Raw genomic sequence first — 19,424 nt, 5'->3', positions numbered from 1 at the left:
ACGGGGTCAGGCGACCCCGAGACCGCCGGTGACCAGAATCGGCGTCTTGTTGGGGACGCGATCGTAAAGGTCGATGATGTCCTGGTTCATCAGGCGCACGCAGCCGGATGAAACCGACTTGCCGATCGAGAACCATTCCGGCGAACCGTGAACGCGGTAGAGCGTGTCTTCACCTCCCTGGAAGATATAGAGAGCGCGCGCGCCGAGCGGATTGAGCAGGCCCGGATCCATGCCGCCATTGGCGGCGCTGTATTTTTCCAGCTTCGGATCGCGCTTGATCATGTCGGTCGGCGGGGTCCAGCGCGGCCATTTGCGCTTCCACTGGATGACGGCGCGGCCGGACCATTCGAAGCCGGCCCGGCCGAGGCCGACGCCGTAGCGCATCGCCTCGCCGCCTTCGCGTACAAGATAAAGGAAGTGGTTCGACGTATCGACGACCACGGTGCCGGGGCGCTCGCCGGTGGGGTCCTGAACGATCTGGCGATAGAAGCGCTTGTCGACTTTATTGATCGGCACGGCTGGGATCTCATAGCCTTCGTCGATCACTGGGCCATACATTGAAACATAGTTGCCGAAGGCAGGATCAACGCTGAGCGGTGGGGTTTCAGGCGGCGGGCCGTCAATATAGGGGCCGCGCGAAACGGTGCTGCAGGCCGACAGGGCGATCGATGCAGCGCCTGCACCGGCTGCGCTGAGAAACCGGCGCCGGGTGAAATGGGGGAGTGTATCTGAGGTTGTAGCCATGTTGCCCTTCTAATCCGGGATGCCGAAATGCATAGGAGCCGACATCACAAAAAAGCGTGAACGCCGCGTGAGCGGCATGCTTTTCCTCCCGTTACTTTCAGCCAGCGATAGGGGTTCCAAATCTGGCCACAGGGTGAACAAAGCAAGGCGAAGATGTGATCGCCGTATAACTGTGACCTTTCGGCAACAGAATTTACGGTCAGCCGCCGGTGGGCAATCCCTCCAGTGAGGGCAGGATGAGGTCCGGCTGAAGATCGCGATACTCGTCGGGCTGGCTGCTGCGATTGATCCACACGGTGCGGAATCCGAATCGCGCAGCGCCCGCGACATCCCATCGATTCGATGATTGGAACGACACCGCATCGGGATAGAGGCGCCAGGCAGTCGTCACCATGTCATAGACAGCGGGGTCGGACTTGAAACGCCGGACGGCATCGACTGAGAAAATATCGTCGAGCACCTGGTCGAGCGCAGCCGACTTGACTGCCGCCTCCAGCATCGCGGTTGATCCGTTCGACAGGATTGCCAGCCGCGCGCCGTCAGCCTTGAGCGCCTTCAGCACCGCCGGGACTTCGGGATAGCAATCCAGCTGCCAATAGGCTTCGAGCAGATCCTGGCGCAATTGCGGATCGGCGGACGGCACCTTGGCGAAGGCAAAATCAAGCGCCTGCTCGGTCAATTGCCAGAAGTCCATGAAGGAGCCCATGAGGGTGCGCACCCAGGAATATTCAAGCTGCTTGGCCCGCCAGATGTCCGAAAGCTGCTGGGCATCGGGGCCGACCTTGACGGAATGACGGCGGACGGCAGCGTGCACGTCAAACAGCGTGCCATAGGCATCAAACACATAAGCGGTGTGGCGCATCAATCCTCTCGCGCATCGTTGCGCCGGTGCGGCGCAACGAATTGGTATCACCTAGGAGCTAGGTCGTGAACTCATAAATCTGGTCGAAATGGTGTGAGGCCATCTGGTCGGATACGAGGAGCGAAGGCGCAGGAAATGTCGTTCATTTTCAAGTCCTTCGCGACAAAGTAGCCGGCCAGAGGGCCCACATCCGAAGGACGCCGAAACGGCTTCGAGCTGCGGCGTCGATGCCCTTGGCCGATGAATCACATCGACCGGCGGGCTTCTCCTGGCATCTCATCGCCGTTTCAGGCGCCATTTCGATCATATTTATGAGTCCATGACCTAGGCTGGGAACGAATTTCGGATTTAAAGCCATTTCGGCAAAAGGGCCCATGCGGCCGATGCCAGCAGGCCGTGGCATCAACAATTCTCCCGCCGCGACAGTTGACGAGGTACAGCAAACTGTCTTCCAATGAACAGCTCATCACATAGACGGATCACTCCCATGTCACTTTCCACGGCTGCGCAAACCAAGACCTGGACCTTTGTCGATGGCGACTGGTACGAGGGCAATGTCGCGGTGATCGGGCCGCGCAGCCATGCCATGTGGCTTGGCACCAGCGTATTCGACGGCGCTCGCTGGTTCGAGGGCGTAGCGCCTGATCTCGACCTGCATTCGCAGCGCGTCAACACCTCGGCCATCGCGCTCGGGCTCAAGCCGACCATGACGCCGGAGGAAATCGTCAGCCTGACCTGGGACGGGCTGAAGAAATTCGACGGCAATACTGCCGTCTATATCCGGCCGATGTATTGGGCCGAGCATGGCGGCTATATGGGCGTGCCCGCCGATCCGGCATCCACGCGGTTCTGCCTGTGTCTCTACGAGGCGCCGATGATCGCCCCGACCGGATTTTCGGTAACCGTCTCGCCGTTCCGCCGGCCGACCATCGAGACCATGCCCACCAATGCCAAGGCCGGCTGCCTTTATCCGAACAACGGCCGCGCGATCCTGGAAGCCAAAATGCGCGGCTTCGACAATGCGCTGGTGCTCGACATGCTCGGCAATGTTGCCGAGACAGGATCGTCCAACATCTTCCTGGTCAAGGATGGCCATGTCTTCACGCCGGCCCCGAACGGGACTTTCCTTTCCGGCATCACGCGCGCCCGCACAATCTCGCTGCTTGCCGACTATGGTTTCCGCACGACGGAAAAGGCGCTGTCGGTGCGCGAGTTCCTCGAAGCCGACGAGATCTTCTCGACCGGAAACCATTCCAAGGTCGTGCCGGTAATCAAGATCGAGGATCGCGAGCTGCAGCCGGGTCCGGTCGCCAGGAAGGCGCGCGAGCTTTATTGGGACTGGGCGCACGCTTCCGCCTCAGCGTAAGAAAATAATTCCTCAATCCTGCGGATTTTGTTGAAAACTGGCTGCCCCTTTTGCGTCTGTTGGCCTACAACGGGGCGCAGCGATGGGGTTGTCTTGCGGCAATTCCATCTTATGTCTGTCCGGTAGGAATTTACCGCACATTGCCAGATTGAGGAGTATGACCATGGCCTTTGAACTGCCCGCATTGCCCTATGACTACGAGGCACTCCAGCCCTATATGTCCAAGGAGACGCTGGAGTACCATCACGACAAGCACCACAAGGCCTATGTCGACAACGGCAACAAGCTCGCCGCTGAAGCCGGGATGGACAAGCTTTCGCTGGAAGAAGTCGTCAAGCAGTCATTCGGCAAGAATGCCGGTCTCTTCAACAATGCCGCGCAGCACTACAACCACGTCCATTTCTGGAAGTGGATGAAGAAGGGCGGCGGCGGCAACAAGCTGCCCGGCGCATTGCAGAAGGCCATCGACAGCGACCTCGGTGGCTATGACAAGTTCAAGGCCGATTTCATCGCCGCCGGCACGACGCAGTTCGGCTCCGGCTGGGCATGGCTTTCGGTCAAGGACGGCAAGCTCGCGATTTCGAAGACGCCGAATGGCGAGAACCCGCTTGTCCATGGCGCATCGCCGATTCTCGGCGTCGATGTGTGGGAGCACTCCTATTACATCGACTATCGCAATGCGCGTCCGAAATATCTTGAAGCCTTCGTCGATAGCCTCATTAATTGGGATTACGTGCTCGAACTGTATGAGAAGGCCTGATTTATTCGGGATCGATACGGATTGATGATCGATCCCGAGCCATAGTCAGCAAGGTGGCACAAGCCTCGAAACGAAGAAAACCCCGGCTCGGCCGGGGTTTTTGATTCCTGCGGCATGCTGGTTGCGTTCACGTCCCGCTCACGCAATGGTGAGGAGAATGTAAAGGTCTTTTCGGCCATTTTCCGTGGGCGTGCCCAGGCAGCGAAATTGCAACCCGGAGGTTATTTCATGAGAACACTTATACTTGCCCTATCCGCGCTGGCGTTGGCTGGCTCCGCCGCCTTTGCCGATCCGATTGCCGATCGCCAGGCGATCATGAAGGCAAACGGCAAGGCAGTCGGAGCGATTGCGCCGATGGTCAAGGGCGAGAAGCCTTTCGATGCCGCAGTCGTGCTCGATGCGTTGAAGACGCTGAGCGAGGATGCCCAGAAGATCGACGTCGCTGCGCTGTTCCCGGAAGGAACGGACAAGGGCGACACGGAAGCCTCGCCCAAGATCTGGGAAGACATGGCCGGTTTCCAGGCGAAGGTCGAGAAGTTCCGGGCTGATACAGCCGCAGCCGTCGCCGCAGCGCCCGCCGATCTCGATGCGCTCAAGGTGGAGTTCGGCAAAGTGGCGGCCAATTGCGGCGGCTGCCATGAGACCTTCCGCATCAAGAAGAGCTGATCTGGTCGAAGCCGGATGGCTGTGTTCGGTAAATTGGGTGCCGCAGCCCTGTTGCTGTGCGGTGTGGGGGCAGCGGCTTTCTGGCTGCTCACCACACCGACGCGGCTTGACGGGGAAGCGGCAGCTGCCCTTGGCCCTGGAGATGCCGCCAAAGGTGAGCGGATTTTCTGGGCCGGAGGTTGCGCATCGTGTCACGCACGGCCCAAATCGGAAGGCCCCGCACAGCTTGAACTGGTCGGCGGCGTCCAGTTGAAGACGCCGTTCGGCATTTTCGTTGCGCCCAATATCTCTCAGGACGGGACCGACGGCATCGGCGGCTGGTCGCAGGAGGACTTCGCCAATGCGGTGCTGAGAGGCGTTTCCCCTTCCGGGACGCATTATTATCCGGCTTTTCCCTATCCATCCTATGCACGGATGAGGCCGGAAGACGTCGCCGACCTCTACGCCTATATGAAGACGCTGCCGGCGGTTGCCGGAAAAGCAGCCGACCACACGCTGTCGTTTCCCTATAATCTGCGGCGCGGGCTCGGCCTGTGGAAGTTGCTTTACGTCAGTAGCGTACCGGTCATAGCGCTTGAGAGCGGTGCCGCGGAACAGGAGCGGCTGGGCCAGTACCTCGTCGAGGGGCCGGGGCATTGCGGCGAATGCCATAGCCCGCGCGACTTTATCGGCGGCACGGACAAGAGCCGGTGGCTGGCTGGTGCAATCGCGGCCGAAGGCGAGGGTGTAGTTCCGAACATCACGTCGGGTGAGGGTGGTATCGGCTCATGGTCCGCGTCGGAGATTGCGAGCTACCTCGAAACCGGCTTCACGCCGGATTATGATTCGGTCGGCGGCGCCATGGTCGATGTCCAGAAGAACATGGCCAAGCTCTCGCCAGCCGACCGCGAGGCGATCGCCGCCTATCTGAAGGCGGTGCCGCCGCATCCCGATGGCTACCCGCCACGCAAACAGCCGGAAAGCTGAGGCGGCCGATCAGACCGGCCGAGCTTAGAGCGAGATGATTTTTCCTTGAATCGCCATCTCGACTAAGCCTTTGTTATTGATGCGTGATCTTGTCTGAAAAGCCCGCAACTTTTCAGGATCAAGCTCCTGCCTTGCCCGCGACCTTCAGCGCGAAGGCGTAGGTGTAGGCGATTTCTTCCAGCCGTGAAAACCGTCCCGACGCACCGGCATGCCCGGCATCCATGTTGATCTTGAACAGGACCGGGTTCCTGTCCTTTTTAAGCTTGCGCAGACGGGCGACCCATTTCGCCGGCTCCCAATAGGTGACGCGCGGATCGGTGAGGCCGGCAACCGCCAAGATCGGCGGATAGGCGCGGGCGCCGACATTGTCGTAAGGCGAATAGGCGGCGATGGTTTTGTAGTCTTCTTCCGAAGCGATCGGATTTCCCCATTCGGGCCATTCCGGCGGCGTGAGCGGCAACGTGTCGTCGAGCATAGTAGTGAGCACATCGACGAAGGGCACTTCCGCGATGATGCCGCCAAAAGCCTCCGGCGCCATATTGGCGATGGCTCCCATCAGCATGCCGCCGGCAGAGCCGCCCTGCGCAATGATGCGGTCATGCGATGTGTAGCGCTCTGCAACGAGGTGATGCGCAGCGGCAATGAAATCGAGGAAGGTATTGGTCTTCTTCTGCCGCTTGCCGTCGTCGTACCAGGCATAACCCTTGTCCTTGCCGCCGCGTATATGGGCGAGCGCATAGACGAAGCCGCGGTCGACCAGGGACAGGCAATTGGTGTTGATGCCGGCAGGGATGGTGATGCCGTAGGAGCCGTAGCCGTAGAGCAGGCAGGGCGCGCTGCCATCCAGCGGCGTGTCGCGATGGTGGATAAGCGAGATCGGCACCAATTCGCCATCATGCGACGGCGCCATCAGCCGGCGGGTGACGTAGTCTTCCGGGTCATGGCCAGAAGGCACTTCCTGCGTCTTCAGCAGCACGCGCTCGCGGGTGCGCATATTGTAGTCGAAAAGCTGGCTCGGCGTGGTCATCGACGAGTAGGAGAAGCGGATCGTATCCGTGTCGTATTCGTAAGAGCCGCCAAGGCCGAGCGAGAATGCCTCCTCCGCAAACGAGATCAGATGTTCCTCGCCGGTGGCGCGATCGCGGATGACGATGCGCGGCAGGCCGTCCTTGCGCTCCAGCCGGACCAGGTGGTCCTTGAAGCCTAGGATGGACAGGATGAGACGCCCCGGCTCATGCGGCACCAGTTCCTTCCAATTTACGCGACGCGGATCATCGGCTGGAGCCGTCATGATCTTGAAGTCCTTGGCGCCGTCCGCATTGGTCAGGATGAAGAAGATGTCGCCGCCCTCTTCGAGGTCATATTGCAGGCCGGGCGAGCGCGGCTCGACCAGCTTCGGCTCGGCCAGCGGTTCGCTGGCCTTGAGAAGGCGATATTCCGACGTTTCATGGTCATTGATGCCGATGAATATCCAGTCGTTGCGGCGCGCGCCGCCGACATTCATGAAGAAACCGGGGTCGGTTTCCTCATAGACAAGGCGATCTACGGCGTGGTCGGTGCCGAGCTTGTGGAACAAGATCTTCGACGGGCGGTGGTTCTGGTCGAGGCGGGTGTAGAAAAAGCCGTCATCGGTAGCATTCCAGACACCGGCGCCGCCCGTGTCAGGAACAACATCAGCCAGTTCCTTGCCGTTGGCGAGGTCGCGGACATTGAGGGTGTAGAATTCCGAACCCTTGTCGTCGAAAGCCCAGATCAGGCGCTTGTGGTCGGATGAGTGATCGACGCTGCCGATGCGGAAATAGGCCTTGCCCTCGGCTTCGGCATCGCCGTCGAGGATAATTTCCTCAGCCCCGCCGTTACGCGGCGTGCGGAAGAAGCGCGGCTGTTCGCCACCTTTCTTGAAGGAGGAGCCGTAAGCGAAGGGGCCGTCCTTCAAGGGCACTGAAGAGTCATCTTCCTTGATCCGCCCCTTCATCTCCTGGAAGAGGCGCTTCTGCAACTCGACCGTATCGGCCATCAAGGCGCTCTGATAGGCATTCTCCGCCTCAAGATGGCTGCGGATAGCCGGATCGAGTTGCGCGGGGTCGCGGAATACGTCCTGCCAGTTCTGCGCGCGCAGCCAGGAGAACTCGTCAACCCGGGTGATGCCGTGATGGCTGTCCGTTTGCGGACGCTCCTCGGTCAGGGGGCTTTCGATGTCGGAAAATATGCCGGGGCCGGTCATTGTTACTCGCTTTATCGATTTTTCGAATGGCGAATGAACACGCCCGCGGCCTCATGTTCAAGGGTTTCTTTGTAGAGTTTGCCCGGGCGGGTCAACTCGACTGCCTGATGTACATCTTGCCTTACCATAGTGCCGGGCTTGAGCAGGAGCGTGCACTACGTTGAAAAAACTACTCAAAGTTGATTAGCAACAGATAAAAGATGTAGTATATATATGCCTTATAGCGTCGCTTTGCTGAAATTTGGCGATTGCAACGTTTGAGGCGCTGTTCTGCAGAAAGAGAACTCGCTGAAACACCTCGAATGACTAAGACACATTTCATTATTTAAAAAAATGTTGAATTGACTTGCTTGGCAGGCGACGCCATGAAGATTTTCGACGCGAATCGTGGCGCTACTCTCTTGGTCAAAATCGCGCAATGCCTCAAAAAGGAAGAAAGAGGCCAAACTCAAACCCGCATTGGGGCCTGAATAAATATGGACGTTGTCGAGACACCAAATAGAAATCAAGACATGCTGATTGAGCTGACGGCCGACGTTGTTGCCGCCTATGTCAGCAATAATCCGGTTCCAGTCGGTGAACTTCCGAATCTGATTGCCGATGTGCATGCCGCTCTCGGACGTGTTGGCGGCGCGGTCGAACAGCCGCCTGCGGACAAGCAAAAACCTGCCGTCAATCCGAAGCGCTCCGTGCATGACGATTACATCGTCTGTCTGGAGGACGGGAAGAAGTTCAAGTCTCTGAAGCGTCACCTGATGACACATTACGGCATGACGCCAGATCAGTATCGCGAAAAGTGGGGTCTCGATCCGTCCTATCCTATGGTTGCGCCGAATTATGCTGCGGCACGCTCGCAGCTTGCCAAGAAGATGGGCCTGGGCCGCAAGCGCAAGCCGGCCAAATAACGGCAGGCTGAAACCTTAGCGACGGCGCCTTCGGGCGCCGTTTTGCTTTGGCGTTCTTTTCGCTGCCGACGCAAAGCGGCTGTGGATCGCTTCCGCCGAACTTATCAGACGATCCAGCGCCTGTTTCAGCGCGATATGCCGGTTCAGATCGTAGCTCCAGTGCCGGCGAAAGCCTTTGAGCCGCTCGCGTTCGATCGAACGTTCGATCCGGCGAATGAATTTGAGCTTCAGTTCCGGTCCGGCCTGAAGGGCCGCTGCAAGGTCTATGCCGCAGGCCAGGTGCAGTGCGGCAAGCTGCCTCGCATTCTCAATCTCTGCTGATTTTTGCGCTCCGAATGACCGGGCCTGCGCACGGATATCGTTCATGGCTGGAAATTCCCCTGCTGTGGTGACGCTTATTGTCTCCAAGGCCGGCAGGGTGGGGATAAAGACAGGCGGAATCTATTGGCGATAACAGAAGAAGCTGTGGGATTTCAATGGTTTGGTGAATCCACAGAAAAGATTCTGTACCCTATTTGTTCACATGGTCGGAGAAAGCACATATAAGAACATATTCCTACAAATGGTGAGGGGAAAGTTCAGTGCATCTCATGGCCACGGCATCCAAAAAGAAGCTGTCGGAAATCGACAGAATAACCGAGCCCATCCCTGTTGCTTCGGCCTCGACCAGCAGCCGACGCGACGAACGCGCCGTCGAATTATGCGAATGCATGATGGATATCGTGGCGGCCCTGTTCAATGTTTCAAGCAAGGAGATGCGGCGGCCGGGGCGCACCAGCCAGGAGGTTGCGCGGGTGCGCCAGATTGCGATGTATGTCACTCATGTGGTTTTGCAGATGAGCATGCGGGAGGTCGGGCGCGGCTTCGGGCGCGACCGCACCACGGTCGTCCATGCCTGCCACCTCATCGAGGACATGCGCGAGGACGCGGATTTTGAACAGGTCGTGATGATGACGGAGCGCGTGGCACTGGCTGCGTTCCGAGATCGGATGGGCCTTTGACATGACCGACAGCCACGACAAGACCAAATCCATGCAGCGTATAACGCGGCTATTGGCGGGAGGGCCAGCCGCTGCGCGCAAGGCGGCCTTGGCCGATAAGGTCGTTCTGGAAGGACGGGACGGACAAGCGATTGCAGTGGACCATAGTGTGCTGACAGGCATGGTGAAGGCCGGCACCGTTTTGCGCGACGGCGACATGATCGTATTGGCGCCAGGCAGATGCGCTTCGATCCCGGAAAGGCCGGACGTCAGCTTGCCTGGCGCGCCGCGACGCGAGCTTGGCACAGCAGCGGTCGAGGTGAATGGGGAGTTCGGCGAGGCGACGATCAACCTGGCGGAGTCTCCGCTTGCACAATTGATGCGCTTCAAGACGAAACACGGTGCGCCTTTTTTGTCGCGCGCCGAATTCGAGGCCGGCGAGCGCCTGCGTGCCGACTATACGCGCGGGCAGATCATGCCGCGCCTTGGGGCGAACTGGACGGCCAGCGTAGCATCGGGACGGCGGGGGGCCGACAATTGCATTGCTGAACTGACCGACAGCGCGCTTTCCGCGCGTATGCGGGTGGACCGCGCGATCGCCGCCGTGGGCCCTGAACTATCGGGTGTCCTGATCGATATATGCTGTTTTCTGAAAGGCCTGGAACTGGTGGAGAGGGAGCGCGGCTGGCCGGTTCGTTCGGCCAAGATCGTGTTGAAGACCGCACTTGGTGCGCTGAGCCGTCACTACCGGCCGCAAGCCACGCGGCGTGATGCCGGCGCACGGCCATTGCTGCATTGGGGAAGCGAGGATTATCGTCCGAAAATCAGTTGACGATAATTGTCTTCAGGCAGGCTGGAGCGCGGTTTCGGCGTCCTGCTTGATGCGCTTGACCATGGAGCGCAGGCCGTTGGCGCGCTGGGGGGTGAGGTGCTCATCGAGGCCCAGAGAGCGCAAAACCTCCTCGGCGTCGGTGGCGAGGATTTCGCTGGCACGCCGGCCGGAAAACAGCGCCAGCATGATCGCGACCAGGCCGCGAACGATATGGGCGTCCGAATCGCCCTGGAAGCGGATCACCGGGTTTTCACCTTCATCCCGATCCGTAAGCAGCCAGACCTGGCTGACGCAGCCGCGCACTTTGTGCGCCTCGTCGCGGGCAGAATCGGGAAAAGGCGGCAGGGCTTCACCCAGTTCGATGACGTAACGATAGCGATCCTCCCACTCGTCAAGGAAAGAGAAATCGTCCCGGATCGTTTCGATGGTAGCTGACATGGCCCCGATATAGTGACTGGAAGGGGCGGCGTCACGGAAAAAACAAAGGTCTGCCGTTCCGGTGGCGCTTAGCGGCACGAAATCAACTGTCGGCGGGAATGCTTCCGGTCCGGGTTTCGGTATCCGGCTGCCCGAACTGGCTGTCAAGCATCTCGAATGTAATGCGTGCTGCCTCACGCGCCCGCACGCCGACCGTGTGCAAGGCCGTTTTACCGGTCTCGCAGACATCGGGCTTGCGCTCGCAGATGCCGCTCAGGTCCCCCACGGCCTCGCGAGCGGCAAGAAAGGTCTGTATCGCACCGACGCTGGGCTGGTCGCCGGCGGTTTCACCCATGTCAAAGGGAAGCGCCAGAAGCACCAGGGAAAACCAGAACGCGATCCGAATGAGAAAGCCCATGTTCTTCTTGCCTCTGCGATTGCGGGTCATGCTTCTTTTTGCGCATGACCTCGGTTATTGGCGCCAGCATGACACGTTCATGGAAAGGAGCGCTTGCGGAACAACGGAGCATTTTCAGAAAATTTTGCTAGAATTTTAATCAATCGACGTTGGCGCCGATGCTCTTTCGGCAGACAAGCGATGATTTTACCTTTGGTTAAAGATAAAATCCCTTGGTTTTCCTGCATTTATTTTCATTTGAACGAAATCCAACGCTTTTGCCGTCGCTGCCCGCGCCCTGGGCCGCTTGGCTAACCCTCCATTTACTATGTGACCAAGTGGCCGTGCTTCGGCGTGCTGGGCGACCGATAATCGCCATCAATAAGGCGCTGATCGTGCCCGCCTTATCCTTTCCTTAAATGCTGGATGCGAATTTCGGAGCCAACCAGAGACGTCCGCCTGGCGGGCAAGAATGCGAGTGCGTGTGTGAGTGTGTTTGCCACCAGATCCAGCGACGTGTTTGATGCTGTGACCTCTGCATGTGACCGATTGGTGCATCCGGCAGTGGCGGACGAAGCCGAACGCGAGCGTCAGCGCCATTTGATCGGCATGCTTCTGGCAAGCCCGTTTTTGATGGGCGCGGCCACGGCCCTGTTTCTCCCTGCGCTGCTGGGCGCGTCGATGACACTTGCGTTCATCTGCGGGTTGTTCAGCCTCGCATGGCTGTTCGTGTTGCAGATCTCGTCAAGCGGCAGCGACCGGATTGCCGCCCCGCTGGCCCTGGCACTTGGAACAGTGTTCGTTGCCATGATCGTGGCCTCGGCCGGCGGGTTCGTCTCGCCGGTGAGCGTGATGATCGCGGCTCTGCCGCTCGAGGCCTATTTGCGCGAGCGCACATCGCGGTCCCTGCTGGTGGGCGGGGCGGCCGCGCTGGCGGTGCTACCGCTGCAGGCACTGCTTGGATCGATCCTGTTTGCGCAGATAGGACCCGTTGCCGGCTGGCATTGGGTCCTCCCGATCGCCTATGGCATGACGCTTTTGCCGCGGATCGGCGGGCTGATCGGACAGGCAAGGCCGACGCAGCCTGACCAGCGCCCCACTGCGTTGGAAGATATGATCGAGGCCGTGGTCGTGCGCATGACACCGAATGGCGAGGTTGCCGATGTATCGGCGCAGGCGCGGTCGATGCTGCGCATCGCCCCTGAACTGATGCTGGGGTCCGGCCTATTCGATCGCATCCATATCTCGGATCGCGTGGCCTATCTTTGTGCGCTGGCGGACCTGCGCGAGGGTGCCGCGCGCCGAAAGGTGGAACTGCGGCTGCGGTTGCCACGGATGCAGGATGACCAGCCGAACGACAATTACCGGCCTTTTTGCATCGAATTGATGAGCAGCGGTCTTCCCGGGCAGGCGTTTGTCGCGTTGATCCGCGACAATGACGAGGCCGTGCAGTTGCGCGAAGCGCTGGTCGCCTCGGCGGAAGCGACAGAGGCGCTGGAGCTCGCGAAAGGGCGCTTCCTAGCGGCGGTAAGCCATGAGTTGCGCACGCCGCTCAATGCGATCATCGGATTTTCGGACATGCTGCTGCTGGAGATGTTCGGCAGCTTCGGCGATCCGAGGCAGAAGGAATATGTGGCGCTGGTGCGTGACTCCGGGCGCCATCTGCTCGAAGTCGTCAATTCGATCCTCGACGTGTCCAAGATCGAATCTGGCGCCTATGCGACCAATCCCGAACCGTTCCAGTTTGTCGAGGCGGTCCGGATGTGCGAACAGATGATGAGCTTGCAGGCCGAAAACAAGGCGATATCGCTGACCACGCAGATTGCGCCCGAGGCGGGGGAAATCCAGGCCGACAAGCGGGCCGTCCAACAGATGCTGATCAATCTGGTTTCCAATGCGATCAAGTTCACGCCGAAGGGCGGCAGCGTGGCACTCGGCGCCAAGCGGATCGGATCGCGTCTGCATTTCTGGGTGAGCGATACCGGTATCGGCATTGCCGAGGATGACCTTTGTCGGCTGGGCAAGCCCTTTACCCAGGTTCAGAATGACTATACGCGCCAGTTCGAGGGAACCGGCCTTGGGCTGGCTCTGGTCAAGGGGCTGGTGAGCCTGCATGAAGGCACCATGTCCATCGAAAGTGCCTTGGGTGAGGGGACGACGGTGACCATCACCCTGCCGGTTGCAGGTCCGACATCGCAGAAGGGCTGCGAGAAGGGCGCATTGCTGCCGATGCCGCCGGCCAAGAGGAAAGAGGATAATAATGGCGCGCTCCGCAAAGCAGGCTAGACGGCCCCAGCCGAAAACCGGCCTGCTGCAGGAGGGTGTCGTGGCGGTGGGCGCAATGATCTCGCGCAACCCGCTCGCCGTTGGCGGGTCGACGGCTTTCCTGGTTGCGCTGTTCTACGTATCAGCGAATGCCATGTGGTATCAGCCGCATGCGCATACCTCCGCCTTTTTCGCCACGAGGGATTTCAGCCGGCCCCTGGCTGCCGAGGATGCCGGGCAGAACGGCGAATTTGAGACCACGATCCGCATCGAACGGCCCGAAGCCGCGCCTACCCGGCCCGCCGGCGATCCGGTGATCGAGCAGGTGCAGGGCATATTGAGGGATCTGAAGTTCTACGACGGCGCAGTAGACGGATTGGCGGGTCCGAATACGGTCAAGGCAATCGAAGCCTATCAGCGCAAGCTTGGCATGACGCCCACCGGCAGGATCGATGAGCAATTGCTGGGGCAGCTTGGTGCCGCAAACCCTGCCACTGCGGGGATTGCGCCGATGCCGGCACCACGCGCTACGCTGAATGAACCGACGCAGACAGCCTCCATCCAGACAGAGGACGTCAAGGACCGTGTTGCCAGGATACAGGCGGGGTTGAGGGCGTTCGGCAATGATGGCATCGAAATCGACGGTGTCATCGGGGCGCGGACCCGCAGCGCAGTAAAGGAATTCCAATCGCTGTTCGGCCTTCCGGAAACCGGTGAGCCCGACCAGGCGACCTATGCCAAAATGAAAGAGATCGGCCTGACCAATTGACCCAACGCCGTGGATGCGGTTGGTGACGTCATGAATTTTTCAGGTCGAACATGCGTGTAACCACTGATCTATGGGTCTCGGCATTGCTGCGCCAGATTTTTGGTGCCGGCGGATTTGCAGCAGTCATCAAGCGCGGCGCAATGGAGGCGGGGGCGGTCTTCATCCTGACGCGCGACCGCTTGGGCGAGGTCGCGTTATTTGGACCCGCGCCGCAGACCAGCTATGAATCGGCCAGACCTGATGATCGCTATTTCTCGCGATTGAATGACGGCGAGAGCGCCGACCTGCTGGAAGCTCGCCTCGAAAGGGAAAAGCGCTTCGACCCCGATATCTGGATCGTTGAGATCGAGGTTGGGCAGACGCCGATCGAGGCGTTGATTTCTATCACGAAGCCCTGAGCCGGAAGGGCGATTTCGCTTCCACCGGACTGGACGGTTGTCGTGACTTCCACTGGCTGACGACTGCCTCCGCCTTGGCGGGATCGATCCTGCGATAATCTTCGATGAACCCTCTGATTGCGTCCACGTGAGAAAAGCGCCCGGGAAAGGCGGCCGCCATGACGAGGAAAGCGCGCTCTTCAGTCAAATAGAGATAGCGCAACAGGGCCATCAGTGACGAAGAGCCGGAGGCTTCGGCAAGCGCGGGTCCCGCAGGCGCGGCAATGCCGATCGCCTTGGCAAGTGCGCCGGCGAAACTGCCTGCATCGCCCGAAAGGGCAGCATCGCGAAGGCTGACATAGGAAGAGACAGGATGCGGCTTCTGGACCCTCTGGTCGGCGGGGGAGGATGAAACCATCATGGACCGCAAGCGCCGGCGCGCATTTTCTGCCGATGTGCCGGGAAGCGGGCGAGCGCTGTTCCCGGTGCTGTCGTCGCCGGCTTCTTCCAGGGCCTGATCGGCCTGTTGGGGCCTGATATTCGATATGGGCAGCCGGACGAGCTTGGGGTTCTCCAGCGCCCTGATCAGGTCGGAGATCGCAGGGTTGAGATTTGCGCGGCGGGCAATGACGCGGGCATGCGCCAGTCCGTGGCGCCCGATCAAGGCGATGAGATCGATATCCCTGAGAACGGGGGAGCGGATGATGAGCGGCGCGGCCACATCCACCGGCTGATTGCCTAGCAGGCGAACCAGCGCGATCGGCGCGTATTCGCATTCTGAAAGTGCCGCGGCGGCGAAACGGCGCGCTTCGAGCGAGACCATGTCAAAAAGCGGCACCGCCAGATCTTCGAATTGGGCAATTTCCCGCCGCGAAGGGCGCGTCAGCGAACAGAAGGCCGAAACCGCTGCCCGGAAAAGCCGTTCGGCCTTTCCAGCTTCGCCCTTCATCGCGAGTTGCCTGAATTCTGAAGATGACACGAATGCGACGCCTGACCCGAACTGCACAATTCCGAGGCATGGCAGCAGGATGGTGAATTGGCCGATGCCTCGGAGTAAAGCTAAATTTAGCCATGATCTGTTAGCGGACTGTTAACTCTCTGCTGGCCTTATCGAAGGCGGAGGCGTTGCGTTGTTACTCCGGCCAGACCGAGAGGAGCGCGTGTCATGGGCAGCATACTGTCTTTCGTGCCGCGGAAGGCGGCAACGGGCCAAAGCCGGCAGCCGGCGGGATCGGCTGCATCGGTAATTATTTTTCCAGGGGTTCGCTACGAGCGTCGGGCGATGATCGAAGCGACGGGGGTCACCACGATCACCGGCCATGTCGGGCAACGGCAGAAGGAACCTGCGCCCCTGCGGTGAGGGCCGTCAGCGTGAGGTACAGGACATCGTATCGAGAAAGCCTGAAACGGCTTGATCCCAGCTGTCGTCTGGAACAAAGCTGCGCACTACGATGATGCCTTCGGCCAATTCTGTCTCGACAAAGATCGATTTCTTGTAGTCGTCGATCACATCCTTGCGGATTTCCACCACCTGCGACGGCGTCGCGACAACGAAATCGAGAGTGCCGTCTGTCGCTGCACGATCGTTGAAGCTGAAGATATTCTGTCCGGCGCGATTGTAGACTGAAACCGACCAGAACGGGGGGCGGCCGGCGGATCTTATATGGACGACACCGTCGTTCAGATCGAAACGGCAGGCGGCCGCATAAAAGAGCGGGTCACCCGATTTGACCGCGGCTGCCTCGCCGCGTTGGGTGTCGAACCGAACGACCTTGTAGAGATCGGCCGCCATTGCCAGGCGTGACCAGGCGTCCCGCTCGGAAAATTGCGGCACGAGCAGCAGGACCGCGACATGGACGATGCCGGCGCCGACCAGCCCCAGGACGGTGGCGTGTAAAAGCCTAAGCATCGCAAGCCACTTTCGTCACAAGCGGCAGATCGACATCGGCGATGCCAGTGCTGCTTGCAATGCTCGTGTCATAGAGGGTCAGAACGAGGAGCATGGCGCCGGCTCCCCTGACCATCAGCCAGTTGCCCGGCGCAGGATGCGGGCCAACCGCGATCGTGACCGTGTTTTCGGGCCCGCGCAGCACCTCGTAGGAGTGGAGGGCAAAGGGGCGGCGGGTCTGCGTGGGCAAGGCCGACAGCGTTTCATCCGCGGCATAAAGCGTCCAAAAGCGGGCAGGCGGGATAATGCCCTCGATCCTGTAGCTGCAACCCTGGCGCAACCCGTCGCCGGAACTGTCATGTTGGGCGATGAAGGATATGCCTTCCGCGCGGCCGAGCGTCAGGATGCCTTGGCGTGCCGTTCTTGCCTGCGAGTAAGGATCGGCGTCCGGCGTGCCGATGTCGGGAAAGGCGGTCCAGCCGCCGATGGAGACAGCGTCGATGCCATCCTGCCGGTCGAGAGCATACCACACGCTGGATGCACCGCCGCCGATGGCGATGACCAGGACCAGGGCGGTGAAGAGAACGGTTCTGAACATGAAGGGCCGAAAAGAGGGATGCACGGCAGTATCCTGTCCGTGGCGGTCAATGCAAGCCGCAGAATGCCTGCCGGGTGTTGGCCGTAGAAGCATATGCCCTCAGAGGGCAGAGAGCTTTTCCGGTTCCTGCGGCGTCTGCAAGGCGGGGGCGGTGCTGAACAGATCGGTCATCTGGCGCAGCAGCCGTGTCGTGGTGCTGGACAAGACCGGCGGCCGCTCGACGGCCTGGACGGTTTCCTCGCTGTCTTTCTTTTCGGTTTTGGCTGCTTCGGCGACGGTCTTGGCATCCACGAAGGGGTCCTTGATTCCGGGGATGGGCTTGATGTCGATATTCTGGTGCGCATAGGTCATAAGCCGCTGCCAGATCATGGCGGGCAGAGAGCCGCCGGTCATCTCGCGAGTTGCGGTGAAGTCGTCGTTTCCCAGCCACACGGCTGCCGTGTAGTTTCCTGTAAAGCCCACATACCATGCGTCGCGGTAGGATTGCGTCGTGCCGGTCTTGCCGGCTGAACGGATGCCGAGAAGGGCCGAGCGGCGTGCCGTGCCGATTTCGGGAATCTGCACGAGAATGGAGTTCATCGCCGACAGCGCCTGCTCGGACAGAACCCGCTTCGGCTTTGGCGCATCCCGATCGTAGTCGTAGATGACTTTGCCCGAATGGCTCAAAATCTGTTGGATGCCATGGCGCGTACCGGCAAAGCCGCCATTGGCGAAGACATTGTAGCCGGTCGCCTGGTCCATGACGGTCATGCCCGACGTGCCGAGCACCATGGTCTTGTGCGATTCCAGCGGTGATTCGACGCCCATGGCCTCTGCCATGGCCTTGATCGGCGCAGTGGTCAGATGGTCCTTGGCCAGCCTGACCGGAACGGTATTGATCGATTTTATCAGCGCCATCGCAAGCGTGGTGCGGCCGGAATAGCTGCGGCCGTAATTCTTCGGCGACCAGTTGCCCCAACTGATCGGGCCGTCGGATATGACTGACTCAGGTGTGAAGCCGTGCTCCATCGCGGTTGCGTAGACATAGGGCTTGAACGATGAGCCGGCCTGGCGCAGCGCCCGCGTGGCGCGGTTGAACTGGCTGGCGCCATAGTCACGTCCGCCAACGATGGCACGGACCGCACCATTGGTCTCGAGAACGACGATGGCGCCTTCTGTGACGCGATATTCCTTGCCATGCTGGCGCAGGTGGAATTCGAGCGATTCCTCGGCTGCCTGCTGGATGTTCATATCGATGGTGGTGCGCGCCACCATGGAGTGGATGCCCGATGCGGCGGCGACGCGCTTGACCTCCTCGAAGGCCCAGTCGAGAAAATAGTCCGGGCTTTTGCGATCTTCCCGGTCGACGATGTCGGCAGGGTGGAGCCGGGCCGACAGCACTTGGCCTTCGGTCATGAAGCCGCCTTGCACGAGGTTGGTCAAAACGACATTGGCGCGGGCACGCGCGGCCGGCAGGTTGATATGCGGCGCATATTTTGCTGGTGCCTTGAACAGGCCGGCGAGCATGGCGGCTTCCGCGAGGTTGAGGTCCTTGACCTGCTTGCCGAAATAGAAATCGGCGGCCGCCGCGATGCCGAATGTGCCGCCGCCCATATAGGCGCGGTCGAGATAGAGTTGCAGGATTTCGGACTTGGACAGGTTCATTTCCAGCCATACGGCGAGGAACGCTTCCTTGACCTTGCGCTCGACGGTGCGCTCATTGGAGAGGAACAGGTTCTTGGCGAGCTGCTGGGTGATGCTCGATCCGCCCTGGACGACCGAGTTTGCCCGCACATTTTCCGACATCGCTCGGACCAGGCCAAGGAAATCGATGCCGTAATGTTCGAAGAAGCGGCGGTCTTCGGTCGCGAGCACGGCCTTGATGACATGATCGGGCATTTCGTCGATCGGCACGGAATCGCGCTGGATGATGCCGCGTTGACCGATCTCGTTGCCGTAACGGTCGAGGAAGGTGACGGCGAAATCGTCCTGCTGGCGCCAGTTCCCAACGGTTTCATCGAATGCCGGCAGGGCAAGCGCCAGCATGACGACCGAACCGGCCGCCCCCATGGTGAAACCCTCGCTCAGCACCTCGATGATAGCGCGCCGCCAGCCGCTGACCCGGAAGCGCCGAAAGAAGATGGTCAGCGTTTCCCAGGTCTCGCGCGCCTTGAACCCTGCTTCATAAAGCGACGAATCGATCCAGGCATCGATGGCGAGCAGCTTGCCAGCCTTCGGACTTTTCGATTTTCGCGGCTCGAAGGGGTCTTCCATTCTGGGGATCCGGCTGTTGCGCGAGAACTTGGGGTATTTGCGGGAGGCTGGATGCTGCCTTCGTTTCTGCCTTGAACTCAATCTTAGCGGATGCGGCAAGCGAAATCCAAACTTTCACCGGCATTGAGCAATGTGGAATAAAAATAGGAATATAT

Annotated in this window: 22 protein-coding genes; 11 read left to right on the top strand and 11 right to left on the bottom strand. The window is 60.0% G+C overall.

Translation table 11 applies throughout. The features are described 5' to 3' along the window. Positions 1-6: 6 nt before the first annotated feature. Entirely contained in the window at positions 7-744 is a 738-nt protein-coding gene (locus EET67_RS05235; protein ID WP_128625172.1) for a L,D-transpeptidase, read from the bottom strand. Positions 745-943: 199 nt separating this feature from the next. Further along, positions 944-1,606, bottom strand: coding sequence for a haloacid dehalogenase type II (locus EET67_RS05230; protein ID WP_128625171.1), 663 nt, complete (start codon positions 1,604-1,606; stop codon positions 944-946). Positions 1,607-2,093: 487 nt separating this feature from the next. On the opposite strand from EET67_RS05230, the gene EET67_RS05225 reads away from it, so the two are divergent. The 4 genes from EET67_RS05225 to EET67_RS05210 all read left to right on the top strand — a co-directional run bounded on the left by EET67_RS05225 (position 2,094) and on the right by EET67_RS05210 (position 5,364). Beyond that, positions 2,094-2,972: a branched-chain amino acid aminotransferase gene (locus EET67_RS05225; protein WP_128625170.1), complete on the top strand. Its 879-nt coding sequence runs from the start codon at positions 2,094-2,096 to the stop codon at positions 2,970-2,972. Between the two features lie 163 nt (positions 2,973-3,135). Further along, positions 3,136-3,732, top strand: coding sequence for a superoxide dismutase (locus EET67_RS05220; protein ID WP_128625169.1), 597 nt, complete (start codon positions 3,136-3,138; stop codon positions 3,730-3,732). A gap of 228 nt (positions 3,733-3,960) precedes the next feature. Beyond that, complete coding sequence (locus tag EET67_RS05215) at positions 3,961-4,398, top strand: c-type cytochrome (protein WP_128625168.1); 438 nt, start codon at positions 3,961-3,963, stop codon at positions 4,396-4,398. A gap of 15 nt (positions 4,399-4,413) precedes the next feature. Then, positions 4,414-5,364, top strand: a complete 951-nt coding sequence (locus EET67_RS05210) for a cytochrome c (protein WP_128625167.1) — start codon at positions 4,414-4,416, stop codon at positions 5,362-5,364. Positions 5,365-5,482: 118 nt separating this feature from the next. Here EET67_RS05210 and EET67_RS05205 read toward each other — a convergent pair whose 3' ends face one another. Beyond that, a complete protein-coding gene (locus EET67_RS05205; RefSeq protein ID WP_128625166.1) occupies positions 5,483-7,588 on the bottom strand; it encodes a S9 family peptidase in 2,106 nt (701 codons plus the stop codon). 476 nt (positions 7,589-8,064) lie between these two features. Here EET67_RS05205 and EET67_RS05200 point away from each other — a divergent pair, with 476 nt between their 5' ends. Further along, positions 8,065-8,493 (top strand): Ros/MucR family transcriptional regulator, encoded by a 429-nt coding sequence (locus tag EET67_RS05200; protein ID WP_128625165.1) that lies wholly within the window; start codon positions 8,065-8,067, stop codon positions 8,491-8,493. A 15-nt stretch (positions 8,494-8,508) separates the two neighbouring features. Here the strand turns inward: EET67_RS05200 and EET67_RS25980 are convergent, their stop codons facing one another. Further along, positions 8,509-8,859 (bottom strand): cytoplasmic protein, encoded by a 351-nt coding sequence (locus tag EET67_RS25980; RefSeq protein ID WP_245450736.1) that lies wholly within the window; start codon positions 8,857-8,859, stop codon positions 8,509-8,511. Between the two features lie 224 nt (positions 8,860-9,083). On the opposite strand from EET67_RS25980, the gene EET67_RS05190 reads away from it, so the two are divergent. After that, on the top strand, positions 9,084-9,494 hold the full coding sequence (locus tag EET67_RS05190) for a helix-turn-helix domain-containing protein (RefSeq protein ID WP_128625300.1): 411 nt from the start codon (positions 9,084-9,086) through the stop codon (positions 9,492-9,494). Position 9,495: 1 nt separating this feature from the next. Beyond that, the gene (locus tag EET67_RS05185; RefSeq protein ID WP_128625164.1) at positions 9,496-10,305 is read left to right on the top strand and encodes a DUF6456 domain-containing protein; all 810 of its coding nucleotides are present in this window, start codon (positions 9,496-9,498) and stop codon (positions 10,303-10,305) included. Between the two features lie 12 nt (positions 10,306-10,317). Here EET67_RS05185 and EET67_RS05180 read toward each other — a convergent pair whose 3' ends face one another. From EET67_RS05180 to EET67_RS25545, 3 genes are all read right to left on the bottom strand, one after another. Next, a complete protein-coding gene (locus tag EET67_RS05180; RefSeq protein WP_128625163.1) occupies positions 10,318-10,743 on the bottom strand; it encodes a SufE family protein in 426 nt (141 codons plus the stop codon). Between the two features lie 82 nt (positions 10,744-10,825). Beyond that, positions 10,826-11,140: a DUF5330 domain-containing protein gene (locus EET67_RS05175; protein WP_128625299.1), complete on the bottom strand. Its 315-nt coding sequence runs from the start codon at positions 11,138-11,140 to the stop codon at positions 10,826-10,828. Positions 11,141-11,217: 77 nt separating this feature from the next. Further along, a complete protein-coding gene (locus EET67_RS25545) occupies positions 11,218-11,367 on the bottom strand; it encodes a hypothetical protein (protein ID WP_165899790.1) in 150 nt (49 codons plus the stop codon). A gap of 316 nt (positions 11,368-11,683) precedes the next feature. Between EET67_RS25545 and EET67_RS05170 the strand changes: the two genes are divergently transcribed. The 3 genes from EET67_RS05170 to EET67_RS05160 are packed head-to-tail and all read left to right on the top strand — an operon-like array spanning position 11,684 to position 14,551. After that, complete coding sequence (locus tag EET67_RS05170) at positions 11,684-13,405, top strand: PAS domain-containing sensor histidine kinase (protein WP_342634649.1); 1,722 nt, start codon at positions 11,684-11,686, stop codon at positions 13,403-13,405. Beyond that, positions 13,380-14,153: a peptidoglycan-binding domain-containing protein gene (locus EET67_RS05165; protein WP_128625161.1), complete on the top strand. Its 774-nt coding sequence runs from the start codon at positions 13,380-13,382 to the stop codon at positions 14,151-14,153. The genes EET67_RS05170 and EET67_RS05165 overlap by 26 nt, the downstream gene beginning before the upstream one ends. Before the next feature lie 50 nt (positions 14,154-14,203). Beyond that, the gene (locus EET67_RS05160) at positions 14,204-14,551 is read left to right on the top strand and encodes a DUF1491 family protein (protein WP_128625160.1); all 348 of its coding nucleotides are present in this window, start codon (positions 14,204-14,206) and stop codon (positions 14,549-14,551) included. Here EET67_RS05160 and EET67_RS05155 read toward each other — a convergent pair. Then, complete coding sequence (locus EET67_RS05155; RefSeq protein WP_128625159.1) at positions 14,538-15,509, bottom strand: DUF2336 domain-containing protein; 972 nt, start codon at positions 15,507-15,509, stop codon at positions 14,538-14,540. The two genes, EET67_RS05160 and EET67_RS05155, sit on opposite strands and share 14 nt — an antisense overlap. 186 nt (positions 15,510-15,695) lie before the next feature. On the opposite strand from EET67_RS05155, the gene EET67_RS05150 reads away from it, so the two are divergent. Next, positions 15,696-15,890, top strand: coding sequence for a hypothetical protein (locus EET67_RS05150; RefSeq protein WP_128625158.1), 195 nt, complete (start codon positions 15,696-15,698; stop codon positions 15,888-15,890). A gap of 6 nt (positions 15,891-15,896) precedes the next feature. On the opposite strand, the gene EET67_RS05145 is transcribed toward EET67_RS05150, so the two are convergent. From EET67_RS05145 to EET67_RS05135, 3 genes are all read right to left on the bottom strand, one after another. Further along, complete coding sequence (locus EET67_RS05145; RefSeq protein WP_128625157.1) at positions 15,897-16,439, bottom strand: DUF1254 domain-containing protein; 543 nt, start codon at positions 16,437-16,439, stop codon at positions 15,897-15,899. Next, positions 16,432-17,016 (bottom strand): DUF1214 domain-containing protein, encoded by a 585-nt coding sequence (locus EET67_RS05140; protein ID WP_128625298.1) that lies wholly within the window; start codon positions 17,014-17,016, stop codon positions 16,432-16,434. Before EET67_RS05140 ends, EET67_RS05145 begins: the two co-directional genes overlap by 8 nt. A 99-nt stretch (positions 17,017-17,115) precedes the next feature. Then, positions 17,116-19,269, bottom strand: coding sequence for a transglycosylase domain-containing protein (locus EET67_RS05135; RefSeq protein WP_128625156.1), 2,154 nt, complete (start codon positions 19,267-19,269; stop codon positions 17,116-17,118). Between the last annotated feature and the right edge of the window lie 155 nt (positions 19,270-19,424).

The organism is Borborobacter arsenicus (assembly GCF_003934165.1).
Lineage (GTDB): Bacteria > Pseudomonadota > Alphaproteobacteria > Rhizobiales > Rhizobiaceae > Pseudaminobacter > Pseudaminobacter arsenicus.
Note: the sequence above shows the minus strand (reverse complement) of the source record. Positions and strands in the feature narration are given on the sequence as shown.